Below are 15,627 nucleotides of genomic sequence, written 5' to 3' on the forward strand. Positions count from 1 at the left end.
CTCAGAAGCCTGAAACGCTGGAGATAGCCTGCTCGAAGAGGCCTGCGAGGGCCGGTCCGGCGAGCGCCCAGATCACGACGACCAGCCCGGCAGTCATCAAAGTGATCAGCACCCAGCCTGGTACGTCCCCTTGCTCGTCGTCATGCAGGCCTACCGAAGCGCGATAGAGGCGTTCGGCAAGTTTGGTCGAATAGCGATGGATCATTTCTCTCCTTTGGGTTTGGGGGCAGATGCGTTAGTCATCCGATTCCCAGTCGAAGCATGAAGATGCCGGGAAAAACCGCGAACAGCACGCTGAGGGGCAGTATGAGAAACACGAGAGGCACCAGCATGTAGATCTCTTTCTTGCCAGCCCGCTCGATGAGACCGCGTTTCGCCTCTTCACGAGCGTCGAGCGCTTGCGAGTGCAGAACCTGCGCGAGCGGTGCGCCTCTATCGATTGCCGAGACGAGCTGGTTGATTGCGCGCGACGCAGAAGGAATCTCGAGGGAACGCGACAGCGACCCAAGCGAATCTGACAGCGATGACCCCGTCCCCACAGAAACCACGACACCTCTGAGTTCGGCGGTGAACTCGCCAGATCCCACCCCGCTCACGCGACGCACGGCGTCAAGGATCCCCTCACCAGCGGCCAGGCAGAGAGCGAGAAACTCGAGCACAGTCGGCAACTCATCTTCGATGCGGGCCACTCTCGCGCTCGCCAGCCGACTCAGCCACAGGTCGCACGCGAAAAATCCACCGATCGCGGCGGCCACCGGAATGAGCCCCACGCCCGGATTTCCACGCCCCGCGACAACAACAACCACCGTGATGAGCGACCCCGCAAGTAGGCCCAACACCGCCCAAGTGAGCTGACGACCGCGATACCCGGCAGCATCGACTCGCAGATCCGCCTGTCTCAGCCGGCGAGCAACAGAGGCATCTCCGCCGGCGACACGCGCCAAACGTGCCTTGAGCATGTCCCACAGCTCGCTGAGCTGTCTGCCCCCTGCCGGCCTTAGCGGAGCAATTCCGAGCGGGTCGGTGATGTCGCGAAGGTATGGACCTATGCGTCGAGACAGAGATTGCGCACCCCATCGCGGTGCAATGGACGCCAGCAGGCACACCCCGATCCCCAGGGCCGATCCTAGGACGATGGCGAAAGCCACGTCGTTCACGAGGACGGGGTTCATCCGAACCACCGCCTGGGTTCCGGCAGTCGCCCGATCCCGATCATCGCCCGGTAGGCAGCGAAACAAACGGCGGCACCCGCGACGATAAGCACCATGCCTTCGGCGCTGCCGTACGCGCTTTGCCCTTCGGGCCGCGACGCGAGCAAGATGAGGATCACCCACGGCGCGGTGACCCCAAGCACCGCTGCACCGCGAATCCACGATTGCCGCGCCTCGACCTCTGCTCGTAGCGCAGCATCTGCCCGCACTGAATCGGCGAGCGCACGCAACACCGATGTGAGCTCGGTGCCGCCGACCTGGCGCGCCATTCGCAGCGTTTCGACGATGCGATCCGCAGCTGGATCGGCGAGCGCGACCTTGAGGCTCGCTGCACTGGAATCAAAGTGCCCCGAAGCCATGATGTCTCGCTGAAACCCCGAGAACGCTGGACGCAGCTCGTTGGGGGCGGAATGCGCTAGTGACGCAACCGCATCGGGGAGGGACATCCCCGCGCGCACGGAGGCAATCAGCAGGTCGCAAATGTCGGACCAGAGCGCACGGCGGGATCGCACCAGAGATCCTCGCCGGGCGCGCAACCACGCGAACGGCGCAACTGCGCCGACGACCAGCGCGACAGCCGCCAGCGCCAGCACCTGGGTCGTCAGCCAAGCTGTCGCCGCCACCACCGCGGCAAGCGCGATAGCAACCATCACGATTAGCGCTGGCGCCACCCGAGCGAGCCCTGCATCTTCAAGCAAACGCGAGAGACGCTGCCCTCCGAGGGAGGGCACGCTTTCACCGGTAGCAGGCCACATCCAGGGTGAGAGCACCAACAGCCACCCGGCGGCGAGCACCGCGCCCCACACGAAGGTCACGACGCAGCCAATTGGTAGAGAGTTGTCGCTTCGATGACGCCATGGTCCGAATAGGAGGGCGCGATGATCTCGACAACGCGTCTTCTTCCCGACGAGTCCCGATGGCAATGCGCAACCAGGTCTACGCACGAGGCCACTGCGGGAATCACGAAAGCTGAGTCAATATTGCGTCCCGCAAGCAGCGGGAGAGATGCCAGCTTGATGAGCGCTTCGCGGGCGGAGTTTGCGTGAATCGTGGCAGCCCCGGGCACGCCGGTGTTCAAAGCGAGGACAAGATCGAGCGCTTCTGCGTCTCTCACTTCACCGACGACGAGTCGATCGGGTCGCATGCGCAGTGCTTCTTTGACTAGCCGCCGAAGGGTGACCTCGCCGCTGCCTTCCAAGCTCGGTTGGCGGCCTTGAAGCGAAACCAGGTCTGGTGCGGCGACGGCGAGTTCAAAGGTCTCCTCGACGGTCACAATTCGCGTGTCGGCCGGACACTCCGCAATCAACGCACCCAAGAGAGTGGTCTTGCCCGCATGAGTTGCACCCGAGACCAAGACTGATTTTCCCGCCACCATCGCCGTACGCAGCAGGTCTGCTGCCGCCGGCTCGATAGACCCGGACAGCTCGAGGCGAGCCAGATCACGAAACTGTGGCAAGAACTTCCGAATGTTCACCGCCCAGTGCTGTTTCGTGATGTCAGGAATCACCACGTGCAGTCGACTTCCATCTGGCAACGACGCATCAACAAATGGCTGGCTCAGATCCACCCGGCGGCCGCTGGACTGCAGCATTCGCTCGACAAGATCGCGAACCGCCGTGTCGGTGAGCGTTAGCGCGACCGGCTCAGCGACTCCCCCGCGAGCAATGAAGATTCGATCAGGGGCGTTGATCCACAGCTCTTCAACGGTTGGATCATCCAGGTATGGCTGCAGTGGCCCGAACCCGGCAACATTGGCGAGAACCTCCCGCACACACGACGCCTCGTCATCGACGAGTGACAGCCCTCGCGCGAGCGCGAAATCGTTGTGGCGCCTCACCTCAGACCAAGCGACGCGAGCGGCGAACTCGGGATCGGTGGTCGGATCCGTTCTTTCTTCGCGCAAGCGCTGCCGCACTCGCTCTGCAACCAGAGCACTTGGGGGCGAAGCGACGAGGGTCATTGGAGAATCCTCGCAAGATCTGCAAAACCGACCCCGAGGTTATCCACAGCCCGAAAGATACGTGTGCGACGAACGCGCACAGGCACGCTCGAAGAAACTCAATGCGCAATCCCGCATTAGACTGTTCTCACTCGCGGGAGTGGTGAAATTGGCAGACACGCAGGATTTAGGTTCCTGTGCCTCCGGGCGTGTGGGTTCAAGTCCCACCTTCCGCACGAGCACGATGACGACACCTTGCCACAGCAAATGGCATCCACCGCCGAAGAAGACGACGGGACGCACCCAGTGCACCACATCGCACTAATCCCCTGGCTTGACCCCGAGACGATCATCGCGGCCGCTGGCCCGTGGGCGCTCGTGGTGGTCTGCTTCATTGTCTTCGCCGAAACCGGGCTGCTGGTGGGGTTTCTCCTCCCCGGTGACACGCTGCTGATCATCGCCGGGCTCCTCACACACACCAGCATGGTGTTCGGTCTCAACATCTGGTGGGTGTCGCTGCTGATCGGCCTGGCCGCTTTCCTGGGCGGCGAAGTGGGCTACCTCATCGGGCACAAAGCCGGGCCTGCGATCTTCGAGCGCAAAGAGTCTGGTCTATTCAGCGTCAAGAACGTGCAGCGCACCAACGCCTTCTTCGAGCGTTTCGGCGGCCTGACGATCATTCTCGCCCGGTTCGTGCCAGTGGTGCGTACCTTCGCCCCCGTAGCGGCCGGCGTTGGGCACATGCACAGGGGCACGTACACGCTGTACAACCTCATCGGTGCGGTGCTTTGGGGCTTCGGCCTCACCATGGCGGGCTATCTACTCGGGTACATTCCCCCCGTCGCACGCTTCGTGCAGGAATACATCGACCTCATTCTTCTCGTCGCCGTCGGCGGCACCGCCGTGGTGACGCTTTGGCACTACTTCAACGAGCGCCGCAAAGCCCAGAAAGAAGCGGCCGCGGGCGAAGACATCGTTACCGACGAAGACGAGGCAGAGGCGCTGGTGCTCGACGCCGATGTCTTCGATCGTTCTCCTGAACCGGTCCGTCGCCCCTCATCACCCGAAGACGATCAGCGGCCAGACGAGTAAACCGCTAGGCGCTGGCGCTCTTCTTGCTGTCGCGGGCCGCGCGTGACTTTTCCACGCTCGCACGCAACGCGTCCATGAGATCGATCACCTCTGCGCCGGATTCAGATTCGTCGTGCTCTCCGAAGGTCTCGCTGGTGTCAAGGCTGTCACCCTTCTCGAGCTTCGCGTCGATCAGAGTGCGCAGTTCCTGCTGATACTCATCCGTGAACTCCGACGGATCGAAGTCACTCGAGAAGCTCTCAACGAGGGATGCTGACAGCTCAAGTTCTTTCGCCGAGATACGCACCGACTCGTCGAGGGCAGGAAACGCGGCTTCGCGCACTTCATCAGCCCACAGCAACGTTTGCAGCACCAGCACATCGTCACGCACGCGCAGGGCGGCGAGACGCGTTTTCTGTCGTAGCGAGAACCGCACGATCGCGGTGCGGTCGGTCTGTTCGAGTGTCTTTCGCAACAGCACGTAGGCCTTGGGCGAAGTGGAATCAGGCTCAAGGTAGTAGGCCTTATCGAGGGTCAGCAGGTCAACCTGCTCGCTGGGCACGAACTCAACCACATCGATCTCTCTGCTGCGCTCAGCGGGAAGCGAAGCAAAGTCAGCTTTCGTCAAGATCACGGTGCGCTCGCCGTCATCGAATGCTTTATCGATATCAGCGTACGGAACAACTTCGCCGTCGATCTCGCACACGCGCTGGTAACGGATGCGGCCGCCGTCGCTCGCGTGCACCTGGTGAAGTGACACGTCATGATCTTCTGTCGCCGAATACACCTTGACCGGCACGTTCACCAGTCCGAATGTCAGCGCGCCCTTCCAGATAGCCCTCATCACACCAGTACACACCTGCAACACCCACTCTGCATAGTCACTAGCACCAGCAATCCCCCTCGGCGCTAATCTGAGCGCATGACGTTGTCAGGCCGTGCGGCAGAGCATCTCGTGCGAGTCGACGGTCACCGCCTGCGCCTGACCAACCTCGAAAAGGTGCTGTACCCCAATACGGGAACCACCAAGGGCGAGGTAATCGACTACTACTCGCGCGTCGCGGGGGTTCTCCTGCCCCATCTCGCTGGCCGGCCTGTGACGCGCAAGCGCTGGCCAGAGGGAGTCGGAACCGAGACCGAGCCAGGACCGTCTTTCTTCGCGAAGCATCTCGAGACGGGAGCACCTGGGTGGTTGAAGCGCGTCGGCATTTCACATTCGACCGGCAGCAAAGATTATCCGCTTGTCGATGAAACTGCCGCGCTGGTCTATCTCGCGCAGGTGGCAAGTCTTGAGTTGCACGTGCCGCAGTGGCGGTTCTCGGCAGACGGCGGCAAGAACAACCCCGATCGCTTGGTGCTTGATCTCGATCCAGGTCCTGGAACCGGTCTGCTGGAGTGCGCGGAAGTGGCCCGATTGGCCAGAGAGATTCTAGTGGGCATGGGCCTGGAGCCAGTGCCTGTCACCAGCGGAAGCAAGGGAATCCACCTGTACGCAGCGCTATCTGGCGCGCAGACCGCTGATCAGATTTCGGGCATTGCGAAAGAGTTGGCGCGTGCGATCGAAGCCGACCATCCAGATTTGGCCGTGAGCCAGATGGCGAAGGCTCAGCGCGATGGCCGCGTCTTCATCGACTGGAGCCAGAACAACGGTTCCAAAACGACCATTGCCCCCTACTCGCTGCGCGGACGATCCCTCCCCACCGTCGCTGCACCGCGCACATGGGATGAGCTCGCTGACCCTGGGCTCGACCACCTCACCTTCGAGCAAGTACTGCAGCGGGTAGAGAGCAGCGACGATCCGCTTGCCGCGCTCGGATTTCACGCGGGAGCCAGACAAGACGCTCACGGACCGCTGAGCGCATACATTGCCAAGCGCGCCGCCGACAGAACACCAGAGCCGGTGCCCACAAACGCGCTCGGGCACACAGCCTCGTCGGGTCAGCTGCCGCGTTTCGTCATTCAGGAACATCACGCATCGCGCCTGCACTGGGACCTTCGACTTGAGCACGACGGAGTGCTCGTGAGCTGGGCGGTGCCGCGAGGCATCCCCCATTCAGTTGCACGCAACTCGTTGGCGGTGAGCACCGAGGATCATCCACTGGAGTACCTCGATTTCTCGGGCACGATTCCCAAGGGCGAGTACGGCGCGGGCGATATGACGATCTGGGATACGGGCCGCTATGAGCTTGAGAAGTGGCGGGATGACGAGATCATCTTCACCGCCGAAGGATCACCAGGCGGACCCCTAGGACGTGTGCGTCTCGCGCTCATTCGCACCCAAGGCGACGGCGAGAAGTCATCTTGGTTGCTGCATCGAATGAAAACGGATGCGGCTGGAGCAGTCCAGCGCGATGTCGTGCCCGTGAACGCACAGCCGGCACCCGCGCCCAGCACCAGCACCAGCACCAGCACCAGCACCAGCACCAGCACCAGTACCAGCACCAGTACCAGCACCAGTACCAGCACAGCGGATCTTCGACCGATGCTCTCGACGATCACCACCCCGGGCCTTGCTCGTGCCGCCGTAAAGCGGTGGGCCGAGCAGCCATGGGTCGAGATCAAATGGGACGGTGTTCGCGCGCTGGGCGTGTGGGACGGGGAGCGACTGCGGCTTCGCGCTCGCAGCGGAAACGACATCACGGCCAAATACCCCGAGCTCACTGCGCAAGATCTGGGCCTCGGCTCAGAACCCGCGATATTCGACGGCGAGATCGTCGCCCTCGACAAGGATGGTCGACCAAGCTTTTCTCGACTTCAATCCCGAATGAACCTCTCACAGACTCGCGAGATCGAACGTGAGATGCCGCAAACGCCGGTGCACTACTACCTATTCGATTTGCTGGCGGTAGGTGACAACGATGCGACATCACTGCCGTTAGCATCCCGACGAGAACTGCTCGAGTCGCTCACCCCCCGCACTGCGTCGAGCATCACCGTTCCTCCGGTGTTCGATGATGTGGATGCTGCACTGAGCGCCGCTCGCGAATTCGCTCTTGAAGGCGTCGTGGTGAAGAACCCAAACTCGCCCTACCAGCACGGAACGCGCAGCGAGGATTGGCTGAAGGTGAAACTGACCCGCATGCAAGAGGTCGTCGTGGGCGGTATTCGGCCCGGAAAGGCGCACGTCATCGGTTCGTTGCTAGTGGGGATTCCCGATGGTGACAACCTTCAGTACGCCGGGCGCGTGGGCTCAGGGTTCTCCGACGCCACTCTGAAGCTATTGGAGCGCAAGCTCAATCCTCTTCGCACGGACGTCAATCCGTTCCACGGCGTACCGGCAGCCGATGCCGCTGACGCGCTCTGGCTCTCGCCTGAAGTGGTCGCCGAGGTCGAGTTCGCTGAGTTCACCCCCGGCGGCATGCTTCGTCACGCTCGCTGGCGCGGACTTCGTGCCGACAAGGCGACGACCGAGGTGAAGCGCGAAGCGTGAAGCGAATCACGCGTGGGCGTCGTGCTCGACGTGTCCGGCGGGCTCCAACTGAAAGGTCGAATGCTCCACGTCGAAGTGCTCTGCAAGGCAGACTTGCAGCCGGCTGAGAATGTTCACAGACTCCGCCCCGCTCATCGCGCCATCCTCAACCACGACGTGGGCGCTGAACACGGGGGCGCCGCGGGTGAGTTGCCACACGTGCACATCGTGACAATCGACGACACCCGGGGTAGCAAGAATGTGCTCACGAATCTCTTGCACGTGGGTGCCCACCGGAGCCGATTCGGTAAGAACTGACAACACTTCGCGAAGCAAGCCGATCGCTCGCGGCACGATCATCGCGGCGATCGCCAAGGACGCAAGCGCGTCTGCCTGCACCCACCCAGTCGTCACGATCACGACGGCGGCAACGATGACCGCTGCCGAACCGATCAGATCGCCGAGCACTTCGAGGTAGGCACCACGCACATTGATGCTCCGCCGTTGCGCTGCGCTCAACAACCACATGGCGATGCCATTGGCAAACAACCCAACGACGGCCACGATCAACATGAATCCGCCTGCGACTTCGGCGTCGTCGGGGGTCAGCAGTCGTGCAACGCCTTCTACCGCTACCCACACAGAAAGTGCAATCAAGATGATCGCGTTGATCAGCGCTCCGAGCACTTCGGCTCGTTGAAACCCGAAGGTGTTTCGATCGGTTGCGGGTCTAGCTGCCACCGCGCTAGCGACTAGCGCGATCACCAGTGCAGCAGCATCGGTGAACATATGCACCGCGTCGGCCAGCAACGCGAGCGAACCCGATAGCGCCGCGCCGACGGTCTGAATCACCATCACGGTCGCGGTGATGGTCAATGACACCGCCAGCAGTCGGCGATTGCTCGCGCCTCTGATCCCGGCGGTGCCGTGCGCGTGGTCGTGCATTCATCCAGGCTAGGCCGGGGCAGCCGGGCGCGCGCGCTGCACCGCCTAGTCGGGAATGAATGTGATTCTCAGTGTCGCGTAGCGGTGAGCCCGATCACAGCGTCGCGAGCAACGGGCCGAGCGCTGCGAAGGCGCGTGCCCGGTGCGACACCGCATTCTTCTCGGTGGGGCTGAATTCGCCCACCGAGCGCTCAGTCCCAGCGGGCTGGCCGTCTGGCACGAAGATCGGATCATAACCGAAGCCCCCCTCGCCCGCTGCTGCGGTGGCGAGTCGTCCTGGCCATACTCCTTCAACTACGTGCTCATCGCCGTCAGGATCGACGAGCGCAATCGTCGAGACGAACTGAGCGGCACGGTGCGGGTCGGCGATATCGCTCAGCTGATCGAGCAACAATCTCAGATTCGCGGTGCCATCTTTCGCGTGTCCAGCCCAGTAGGCCGAAAACACTCCCGGTGAGCCGCCGAGCACATCGACGCAGATGCCCGAATCGTCTGCCAACGCGGGCAATCCGGTGTGTGCGGCCGCGGCACGCGCCTTGATCAGCGCGTTTGCGGCGAACGTCACACCGTCTTCGACCGGTTCAGGCCCGTCGTACGACACCACCGTGAGATCAGGACGAGTCGCTGCCACGATCGCCTGAAATTCCTCCACCTTGTGAGCGTTGTGGGTTGCCAGGACAATCCGCGCCACGCGTCACTCCCCCGCAGGCTGCAGTGACGCGAGCTGGTGCGTGCGCAGATCGGCGCATCCCGCGACGCCCAGTTCAAGCAGCGCGTCGAGCTCGCGCTTGTCGAAAGGGGCGCCTTCGGCGGTGCCCTGCACCTCGACGAACAGACCACGGCCGGTCACAACGACATTCATGTCGGTCTCAGCCCGCACGTCCTCGACGTAGGCGAGGTCAAGCATCGGCTCACCGTCGATGATGCCCACTGACACAGCCGCGACAGTGTCGATGAGCGGCGTGGACTTCTGACCGATGAACTTCTTCTTTCGTCCCCACTCGATTGCATCGGCTAGGGCCACGTATGCACCGGTGATAGCCGCGGTGCGTGTGCCTCCGTCTGCTTGCAGTACATCGCAATCGATGACGATGGTGTTTTCGCCCAGTGCCTTCATATCGACAACCGCGCGCAGCGACCGCCCAATCAGCCGTGAAATCTCGTGCGTGCGCCCGCCGATCTTGCCTTTGACGCTCTCGCGGTCGTTGCGCGAGTTCGTCGCGCGAGGCAACATCGCGTACTCCGCCGTCACCCATCCCTTGCCCTTGCCCGTGAGCCAGCGCGGCACACCGTTGGTGAACGACGCGGTACACAGCACCTTGGTTCCTCCGAACGAGATCAGCGCTGAGCCTTCGGCGTGCGCGCTCCAGCCCCGCTCGATGGTGATGGTGCGCAGCTCGTCAACAGCGCGGCCATCCGCGCGAACGATGTCAGTCATTGCTCTCCTTCTGGAAACCCGCGAGATGTGGGTCTCAGGGTCTGGTCGGTGGTAGTTCGATGGCGCCGGTCTGCACCAGCTGCACGTTGCGGATCTCACGGCCCATCAGGCGGTGTGCGAGGTTTACGAACTCGTCAGCAGACGCGCCGGTCGCTTCGTACACGTGTTGGGGTGAAGCATCCGCCCCTGCGAGCAGGTCGCGCGAAACCAACTGGCGGTAGACGTCTTTAGCCGTCTCATTGTCGCTCGACACCAAGCTCACGTCGGGGCCCATGACGTAGCTGATGACCCCCTCAAGAAACGGGTAGTGGGTGCACCCAAGCACCAGAGTATCGACGCCCGCGTGACGCAGCGGTGAAAGATACTCCTCTGCGACCGCGAGGACTTCAGGCGAGCCGGTAACTCCCGCCTCGACAAACTCGACGAACCGTGGACACGCTTGGGCGAACACCGTCAACCGCTCATTGACTTCGAGCATGTCTTGGTACGCGCGCGAACCAATCGTGCCGGTGGTGCCGATGACGCCCACTCGACCGTTGCGCGTCGTCGACATCGCGGTGCGCACCGCTGGGCCTATCACCTCGATGACAGGCACGTCATAGCGTTCACGAGCATCTCGAAGCATTGCGGCAGAAGCGGTGTTGCAGGCGATCACCAGCATTTTCACGCCCTGATCCAACAGTGTGTCGAGGATCTCAAGCGAGTATCGGCGCACGTCAGCGATCGGTTTCGGGCCGTAGGGCGAGTGCGCGGTATCGCCGATGTAAACAAGCGATTCACGCGGCAGCTGCGCAGAAATCGCCCGGGCGACGGTGAGCCCACCGACCCCGGAGTCGAAGATTCCGATCGGCGCCTCATTCACGATCATTCAGCCTACGCCAGCACGTCAGTAGGCTGGCGTCATGAGCGCCTCGACCCTCGTCAGCACCGCCCTGCACACAGACCGCTACGAGCTCACCATGCTCGGCGCGGCGCTACGCGATGGCACGGCCGCGCGCCGCTGCGTGTTCGAGCTCTTCGGGCGTCGCCTGCCGGGTGGGCGTCGCTTCGGTGTGGTGGCGGGAACGGGGCGATTGCTGACCCTGTTGCGAGAATTTCGATTCGGCGATGACGAGCTGCGGTACTTGAAAGACCAGAAGGTGGTGGATGCTGCCACGCTCACGTACCTCGAGAACTACCGCTTCACGGGGTCGATCGTCGGATACCGCGAGGGCGAGGTCTACTTTCCCGGCTCGCCGATCATGACGGTGGAAGGCACTTTCGCAGAGGCTGTAGTGCTCGAGACGCTCGCGCTCAGTGTTCTCAACCACGACTCGGCGATCGCCACAGCCGCCGCGCGCATGAGCATCGCCGCGGGCGATCGCCCACTTGCAGAGATGGGTTCGCGCCGCGCTGGTGAGGAATCGGCGGTCGCCGCAGCCCGCGCAGCGTACATCGCGGGCTTTGCCGCCACATCGAATCTTGAGGCGGGCCGGCGGTGGGGCGTTCCCACGATGGGAACCGCCGCCCACGCGTGGACGCTGCTGCACGATAGTGAGGAAGATGCTTTCCGCTCGCAGATCGACGCGCTCGGCGCGGGCACCACACTGCTGGTTGACACCTATGACATTCGTCAGGGAGTCGAGACAGCGGTGCGAGTTGCTGGCACCTCGTTGGGCGGTGTGCGCATCGATTCGGGTGACCTGCCAACAGTCGCAGCGTCGGTGCGCGCCCAGCTCGACGATCTTGGCGCGACGAAAACCAAGATCACTGTGACCAGCGACCTCGACGAATTCGCAATCGCCTCATTGGCGGCATCGCCTATCGACTCATACGGGGTGGGCACGTCGCTTGTCACCGGATCTGGAACGCCCACAGCGGGAATGGTCTACAAACTCGTCGCCCGCCAGGATTCGACAGGCGCGTGGGTCTCCGTAGCCAAGGCATCCACAGACAAAGGCTCCAAGGGCGGCCGTAAGGCGGCTTTCCGTTCACTGAGAGACGGCACCGCCACCCACGAGCTCGTGAGTGTATCTGACGGGTTCGAACAGCTCAGCGCTGCTGCGCAGCATCCTGAAGCCCGAGCGCTGCAAATACCTTTCGTAACGAGCGGCGACTTCGACAGCTCAGCCGAGGGAAGCACGGGAGTCGAGTCCGCGCGATCACACCACGCGTTCGTTCGTGATGAGCTGCCAGTGCGTTCGCTGGCGCTAAGCAGGTCTGACCCTGCTATTCCCACCGTTTACGTTGACGCCACCGAGCAACGCGCTACTTGACGAGCGACTCGTAGATCTCTTTGCATGCCGGGCACACCGGAAACTTCTCGGGATCGCGCCCAGGAGTCCACTTTTTTCCGCAGAGCGCACGTACCGGTTTTCCCGTCATCGCTGACTCGAGAATCTTGTCTTTCTTCACATAGTGCGAGAAGCGTTCGTGGTCACCAGGTTCAATGCTTTCTTCGCGGATGAGCTCTTCGAGCTCTCGGTCGAGGATAGCCGTACCACCCTGATCCGGGTTGTCGAGAGGAGTGCTCATGGTCAGTCAGTGTACCGGGGCGCACGCGGCACCGGGGTCAAATCCGGCACTCAGGTCGACTCAGCAAACTCCATCAAACGGCTCGTGCGGCGCTCAAACACGGCGGCGCCGACGCCCAGACCGATAAGCAGCACCCCAGCGCCGATTCCGATTCCGCCCCACATCGCGGTCGTGATCGCGTCGTCATCGCCTGACAGTCCTTGCCAGGCCCACCAGAGGGCTGGGGCGCTGAGAATCAGCACCCCGAGCAACACGGCCCCCTGCGACACCACGCTTTCGGCTCCAGTACGCGAGGGCTGACGAAAGGGACTGTCGCCGGGCCGCGACACGGCGTACGGTGCAACAACAGACGCGATACTCGACAACCCGAGACCGCACAGAAAGAGCGAGGCGCACACGCCGATCATCGCTGGCAGTATCGACCACCGACCGTGCAGTGAAACGGCGATCGGAATCGCCACAGCGAGAAACAAGGTGCCGACCAAGAGCACGGGAACAAGCCGCCCCACCCGGTCGGAGAGGCCACGCACGCCTGCAGCGAAGTGCATCCACACCGCCGTGGAGTCGTAGGCGAGATCGTTGTGCACCAACCATCCCAAGAAGAGCGCCGCGAACGGCACCGGCACCAAGGCCACCATCTCGGGCGAAACACCGGCGACCAACAGCGGCACGGTGGTCGCGGCCGCGGCCACCGGAATCACCATCACGTTGACGAGGTAGCGGCGATCGTTGAGCCAATAGAGCAGGCTGCGCCCCGCGATAGCACCCGCCGGCGTACCGGGCGTGACAGCAAGCCAGCCGAGCCCGCCGCGTTCTCGAGCCGCCACGGGGCGTTCTGTCGTCGTCAACAGCCGATTCACGAGCCATAGCCATAGCGCTGCGAGCAGCAAAGCCGTGCCGACAGCCACCCCAACAGCCAGTGCAGCTTGAGAGTCACCGGCCTCGATCAGCGCGGGGAACGCCCATGCGGCGCCGAGCGGCGTCAACGCAAGGACGTCGATGATCTCCGAGAGCTGCGTTGGTACAACGCCGTCCCACTTCAGCGAAGAGAGGAAAACAGCGGTGGGCACGACGACCACGATCATCACCAAGAGAAACACACCGGTCAGTTCGCGTGACTGCCGCCCCTTGAGAAAAAGCGACGCGAGGGCCATGCACACACGCGCCAACAATGCGCATGTGATGATGCCGAGAGCGACGCCTGATGCGGACACCAGTGCCGAGACCCCGAACCCGATCCAGAGCACAGCCGCGCAGACAGCGATCGTGATCAACGCCAAAATCGGCAGACTGATGAGGCCTGCAACCGCAAGAACCGCTGCCAGCGGCCGCGGGGCCATTCCAAGAACGGCGAACCGACGCGGATCAAGCGGGTCACTTGTCGCGCCGATGAGCGGCGACAAGGCGAAACCCAGGGTGATGGCAGATCCGCCCAACACCGTCACCGCTAGGGCTACTTCTACGTTGGTGCTGGCAAGAGACAGCAACGCCCAGCACGCCGCCGCGGTCGCGGCGGCTACCGCGAGCAGCTGAACTGCGGCGCGGACGATGTCGGTGACGTCTCCTCGAAACGAACCGAACAGCAGCGCGATTCTCAGTCGGAGAACGTGTGCAGCCATTCGAGGCCCTCCACGTCGCTAAGACCACCGGCCAGCTCGACGAAGCGCTGTTCGAGGGTCAGCTCACCACGCACCTCTTCCACCGTGCCCTCAGCAAGCACCTGACCCGCCACGATCACAGCGACGCGAGTGCACATACGCTCGACCAGTTCCATACCGTGGCTCGAAAGAACCACCGTTCCGCCGTGAGCCACGTACGTGGTCAGAATGTCGATGATCACCGCGCTCGACACCGGATCGACCGCTTCAAAAGGTTCATCGAGAACGAGAAGGCGCGGTGAGTGGATCAGCGCACCGGCGAGCATGACCTTCTTCAGCATGCCTGCCGAGTAGTCAGACACCACCCGGCCGAGTGCGTCGGTGAGATCGAATGCGCGTGCAAGGTCTGTCGTGCGACTCTCGGCCACTGAGGGCTTCAGCCCTCGCAGCACTCCGTAGTAGTAGAGCAGTTGACGCCCGGTCAGCCGATCAAACGTGCGCAAGCGATCGGGCAACACGCCCATGAGGCGCTTTGCGCTTCTCGGGTCGGATGCAGCGTCGATTCCGCCCACATGAACCGTGCCCTTGTCGGGTGTCAACAGCCCCGCGATCATCGAGAGCGTGGTGGTTTTTCCGGCACCGTTCGGTCCGACCAGGCCATAGAAAGTTCCTGCCGGGATGGTCAGATCGATGCCGTCGACCGCAGCGACCTCACCGAACCGTTTCGTCACGCCCCGCATGACGAGCACATCGCTTGCTGATTCGACGCCGACATCTTGCACGCCGAGAAACTTCTCGTCGACGATGCTGCTCGGGCCTACCATCTGCGTGAGCGGCGCAGCGGCGTCGTCGACTTCAGACTCGAAGTACTCTGGTGCGTCTTCGTCGACAAGAGTCTCGCTCTCGAGGAAGGCGGCAGAATCGCTGGGCGACTCAGCGTCTTCCAGCTCAGCGTTTTCCGGCTCAGCGTCCTCGGGCTCAGCCTGTACTGGCGCGGCTTCTTCAGTCTCAGCGTCTTCGGGCTCAGCCTGTTTCGGCTCAGCGTCTTCCGCCTCGGCGTCCTCGGGCTCAGCCTGTTCCGGCTCAGCGCTTTCGGGCTCAGCCTGCACTGGCGCGGCTTCTTCCGGCTGAGCTTCTTCAGTCTCCGCCTCTTCGGGCTCAGGCTGTTCCGGCTCAGCCTCTGCTGGCTCAGGCTGTAGCAGCTCGGCTTCTGCAGGCCCGGCGTCGACGTTGTCAGCTTCAGGCTCTTCAATAGCCGAACCTTCACCCGGAGCAGCGTCGCCGGCGGTCACATCCGTCACCGCACCCGCGGCAGCGGCCTGCACGTGCGCCGGAAGCGGCGGTTTGGGCGGAATCTCAATGCCGTCGAGCGCAGCAGTGTCGAGCGAAGCAGGCCTGCCCACGAGATCGGTGGGAAGCGGCGGGGGCGGGCCGGGCCATGCCGAGTCTTCAACGCTTGTGCCGATCGCAGGCCCGTTCGCCATGGCGTCTGGCTCCACGAT

At 62.9% G+C, this 15,627-nt stretch carries 15 protein-coding genes and 1 tRNA gene; 4 read left to right on the top strand and 12 right to left on the bottom strand.

The features are described from left to right. Position 1: 1 nt before the first annotated feature. The 4 genes from WDU96_RS09245 to WDU96_RS09260 are packed head-to-tail and all read right to left on the bottom strand — an operon-like array spanning position 2 to position 3,171. Positions 2-205: a hypothetical protein gene (locus WDU96_RS09245; protein ID WP_337338193.1), complete on the bottom strand. Its 204-nt coding sequence runs from the start codon at positions 203-205 to the stop codon at positions 2-4. Positions 206-239: 34 nt separating this feature from the next. Beyond that, positions 240-1,172, bottom strand: coding sequence for a type II secretion system F family protein (locus WDU96_RS09250; RefSeq protein WP_337338194.1), 933 nt, complete (start codon positions 1,170-1,172; stop codon positions 240-242). Then, positions 1,169-2,026: a type II secretion system F family protein gene (locus tag WDU96_RS09255; protein ID WP_337338195.1), complete on the bottom strand. Its 858-nt coding sequence runs from the start codon at positions 2,024-2,026 to the stop codon at positions 1,169-1,171. The genes WDU96_RS09250 and WDU96_RS09255 overlap by 4 nt, the downstream gene beginning before the upstream one ends. Beyond that, complete coding sequence (locus WDU96_RS09260; protein ID WP_337338196.1) at positions 2,023-3,171, bottom strand: TadA family conjugal transfer-associated ATPase; 1,149 nt, start codon at positions 3,169-3,171, stop codon at positions 2,023-2,025. The genes WDU96_RS09255 and WDU96_RS09260 overlap by 4 nt, the downstream gene beginning before the upstream one ends. 133 nt (positions 3,172-3,304) lie before the next feature. Here WDU96_RS09260 and WDU96_RS09265 point away from each other — a divergent pair. Both WDU96_RS09265 and WDU96_RS09270 read left to right on the top strand, forming a co-directional pair. Further along, positions 3,305-3,386: transfer RNA gene (locus tag WDU96_RS09265), tRNA-Leu, on the top strand. Between the two features lie 31 nt (positions 3,387-3,417). Further along, positions 3,418-4,242, top strand: coding sequence for a DedA family protein (locus tag WDU96_RS09270; RefSeq protein ID WP_337338197.1), 825 nt, complete (start codon positions 3,418-3,420; stop codon positions 4,240-4,242). A 4-nt stretch (positions 4,243-4,246) separates the two neighbouring features. On the opposite strand, the gene ku is transcribed toward WDU96_RS09270, so the two are convergent. Next, positions 4,247-5,065: a non-homologous end joining protein Ku gene (ku, locus tag WDU96_RS09275; protein ID WP_337338198.1), complete on the bottom strand. Its 819-nt coding sequence runs from the start codon at positions 5,063-5,065 to the stop codon at positions 4,247-4,249. A gap of 78 nt (positions 5,066-5,143) precedes the next feature. Here ku and WDU96_RS09280 point away from each other — a divergent pair, with 78 nt between their 5' ends. Further along, entirely contained in the window at positions 5,144-7,651 is a 2,508-nt protein-coding gene (locus tag WDU96_RS09280; protein ID WP_337338199.1) for an ATP-dependent DNA ligase, read from the top strand. 6 nt (positions 7,652-7,657) lie between these two features. On the opposite strand, the gene WDU96_RS09285 is transcribed toward WDU96_RS09280, so the two are convergent. From WDU96_RS09285 to murI, 4 genes are all read right to left on the bottom strand, one after another. After that, the gene (locus WDU96_RS09285; protein ID WP_337338200.1) at positions 7,658-8,575 is read right to left on the bottom strand and encodes a cation diffusion facilitator family transporter; all 918 of its coding nucleotides are present in this window, start codon (positions 8,573-8,575) and stop codon (positions 7,658-7,660) included. Positions 8,576-8,669: 94 nt separating this feature from the next. Next, entirely contained in the window at positions 8,670-9,266 is a 597-nt protein-coding gene (rdgB, locus tag WDU96_RS09290) for an RdgB/HAM1 family non-canonical purine NTP pyrophosphatase (RefSeq protein WP_337338201.1), read from the bottom strand. 3 nt (positions 9,267-9,269) lie between these two features. Then, entirely contained in the window at positions 9,270-10,013 is a 744-nt protein-coding gene (rph, locus tag WDU96_RS09295; RefSeq protein ID WP_337338202.1) for a ribonuclease PH, read from the bottom strand. Between the two features lie 34 nt (positions 10,014-10,047). Next, positions 10,048-10,875 carry a glutamate racemase gene (gene murI, locus WDU96_RS09300; protein WP_337338203.1) on the bottom strand — a complete coding sequence of 276 codons (828 nt, stop codon included), beginning with the start codon at positions 10,873-10,875 and terminating at the stop codon, positions 10,048-10,050. A 40-nt stretch (positions 10,876-10,915) separates the two neighbouring features. Here murI and WDU96_RS09305 point away from each other — a divergent pair, with 40 nt between their 5' ends. Then, positions 10,916-12,268, top strand: coding sequence for a nicotinate phosphoribosyltransferase (locus tag WDU96_RS09305; protein WP_337338204.1), 1,353 nt, complete (start codon positions 10,916-10,918; stop codon positions 12,266-12,268). On the opposite strand, the gene WDU96_RS09310 is transcribed toward WDU96_RS09305, so the two are convergent. Genes WDU96_RS09310 through WDU96_RS09320 form a run of 3 tightly spaced genes read right to left on the bottom strand, consistent with a single transcriptional unit; the run spans position 12,261 to position 15,609 of the window. Continuing rightward, on the bottom strand, positions 12,261-12,527 hold the full coding sequence (locus WDU96_RS09310) for a DUF3039 domain-containing protein (protein WP_337338205.1): 267 nt from the start codon (positions 12,525-12,527) through the stop codon (positions 12,261-12,263). The two genes, WDU96_RS09305 and WDU96_RS09310, sit on opposite strands and share 8 nt — an antisense overlap. A gap of 50 nt (positions 12,528-12,577) precedes the next feature. After that, positions 12,578-14,146 carry a hypothetical protein gene (locus WDU96_RS09315; RefSeq protein WP_337338206.1) on the bottom strand — a complete coding sequence of 523 codons (1,569 nt, stop codon included), beginning with the start codon at positions 14,144-14,146 and terminating at the stop codon, positions 12,578-12,580. Next, positions 14,122-15,609, bottom strand: a complete 1,488-nt coding sequence (locus tag WDU96_RS09320) for an ATP-binding cassette domain-containing protein (RefSeq protein ID WP_337338207.1) — start codon at positions 15,607-15,609, stop codon at positions 14,122-14,124. Before WDU96_RS09320 ends, WDU96_RS09315 begins: the two co-directional genes overlap by 25 nt. Positions 15,610-15,627 lie beyond the last annotated feature (18 nt).

Origin of the sequence: Microbacterium marmarense (genome assembly GCF_037204165.1) — a bacterium.
Lineage (GTDB): Bacteria > Actinomycetota > Actinomycetes > Actinomycetales > Microbacteriaceae > Microbacterium > Microbacterium marmarense.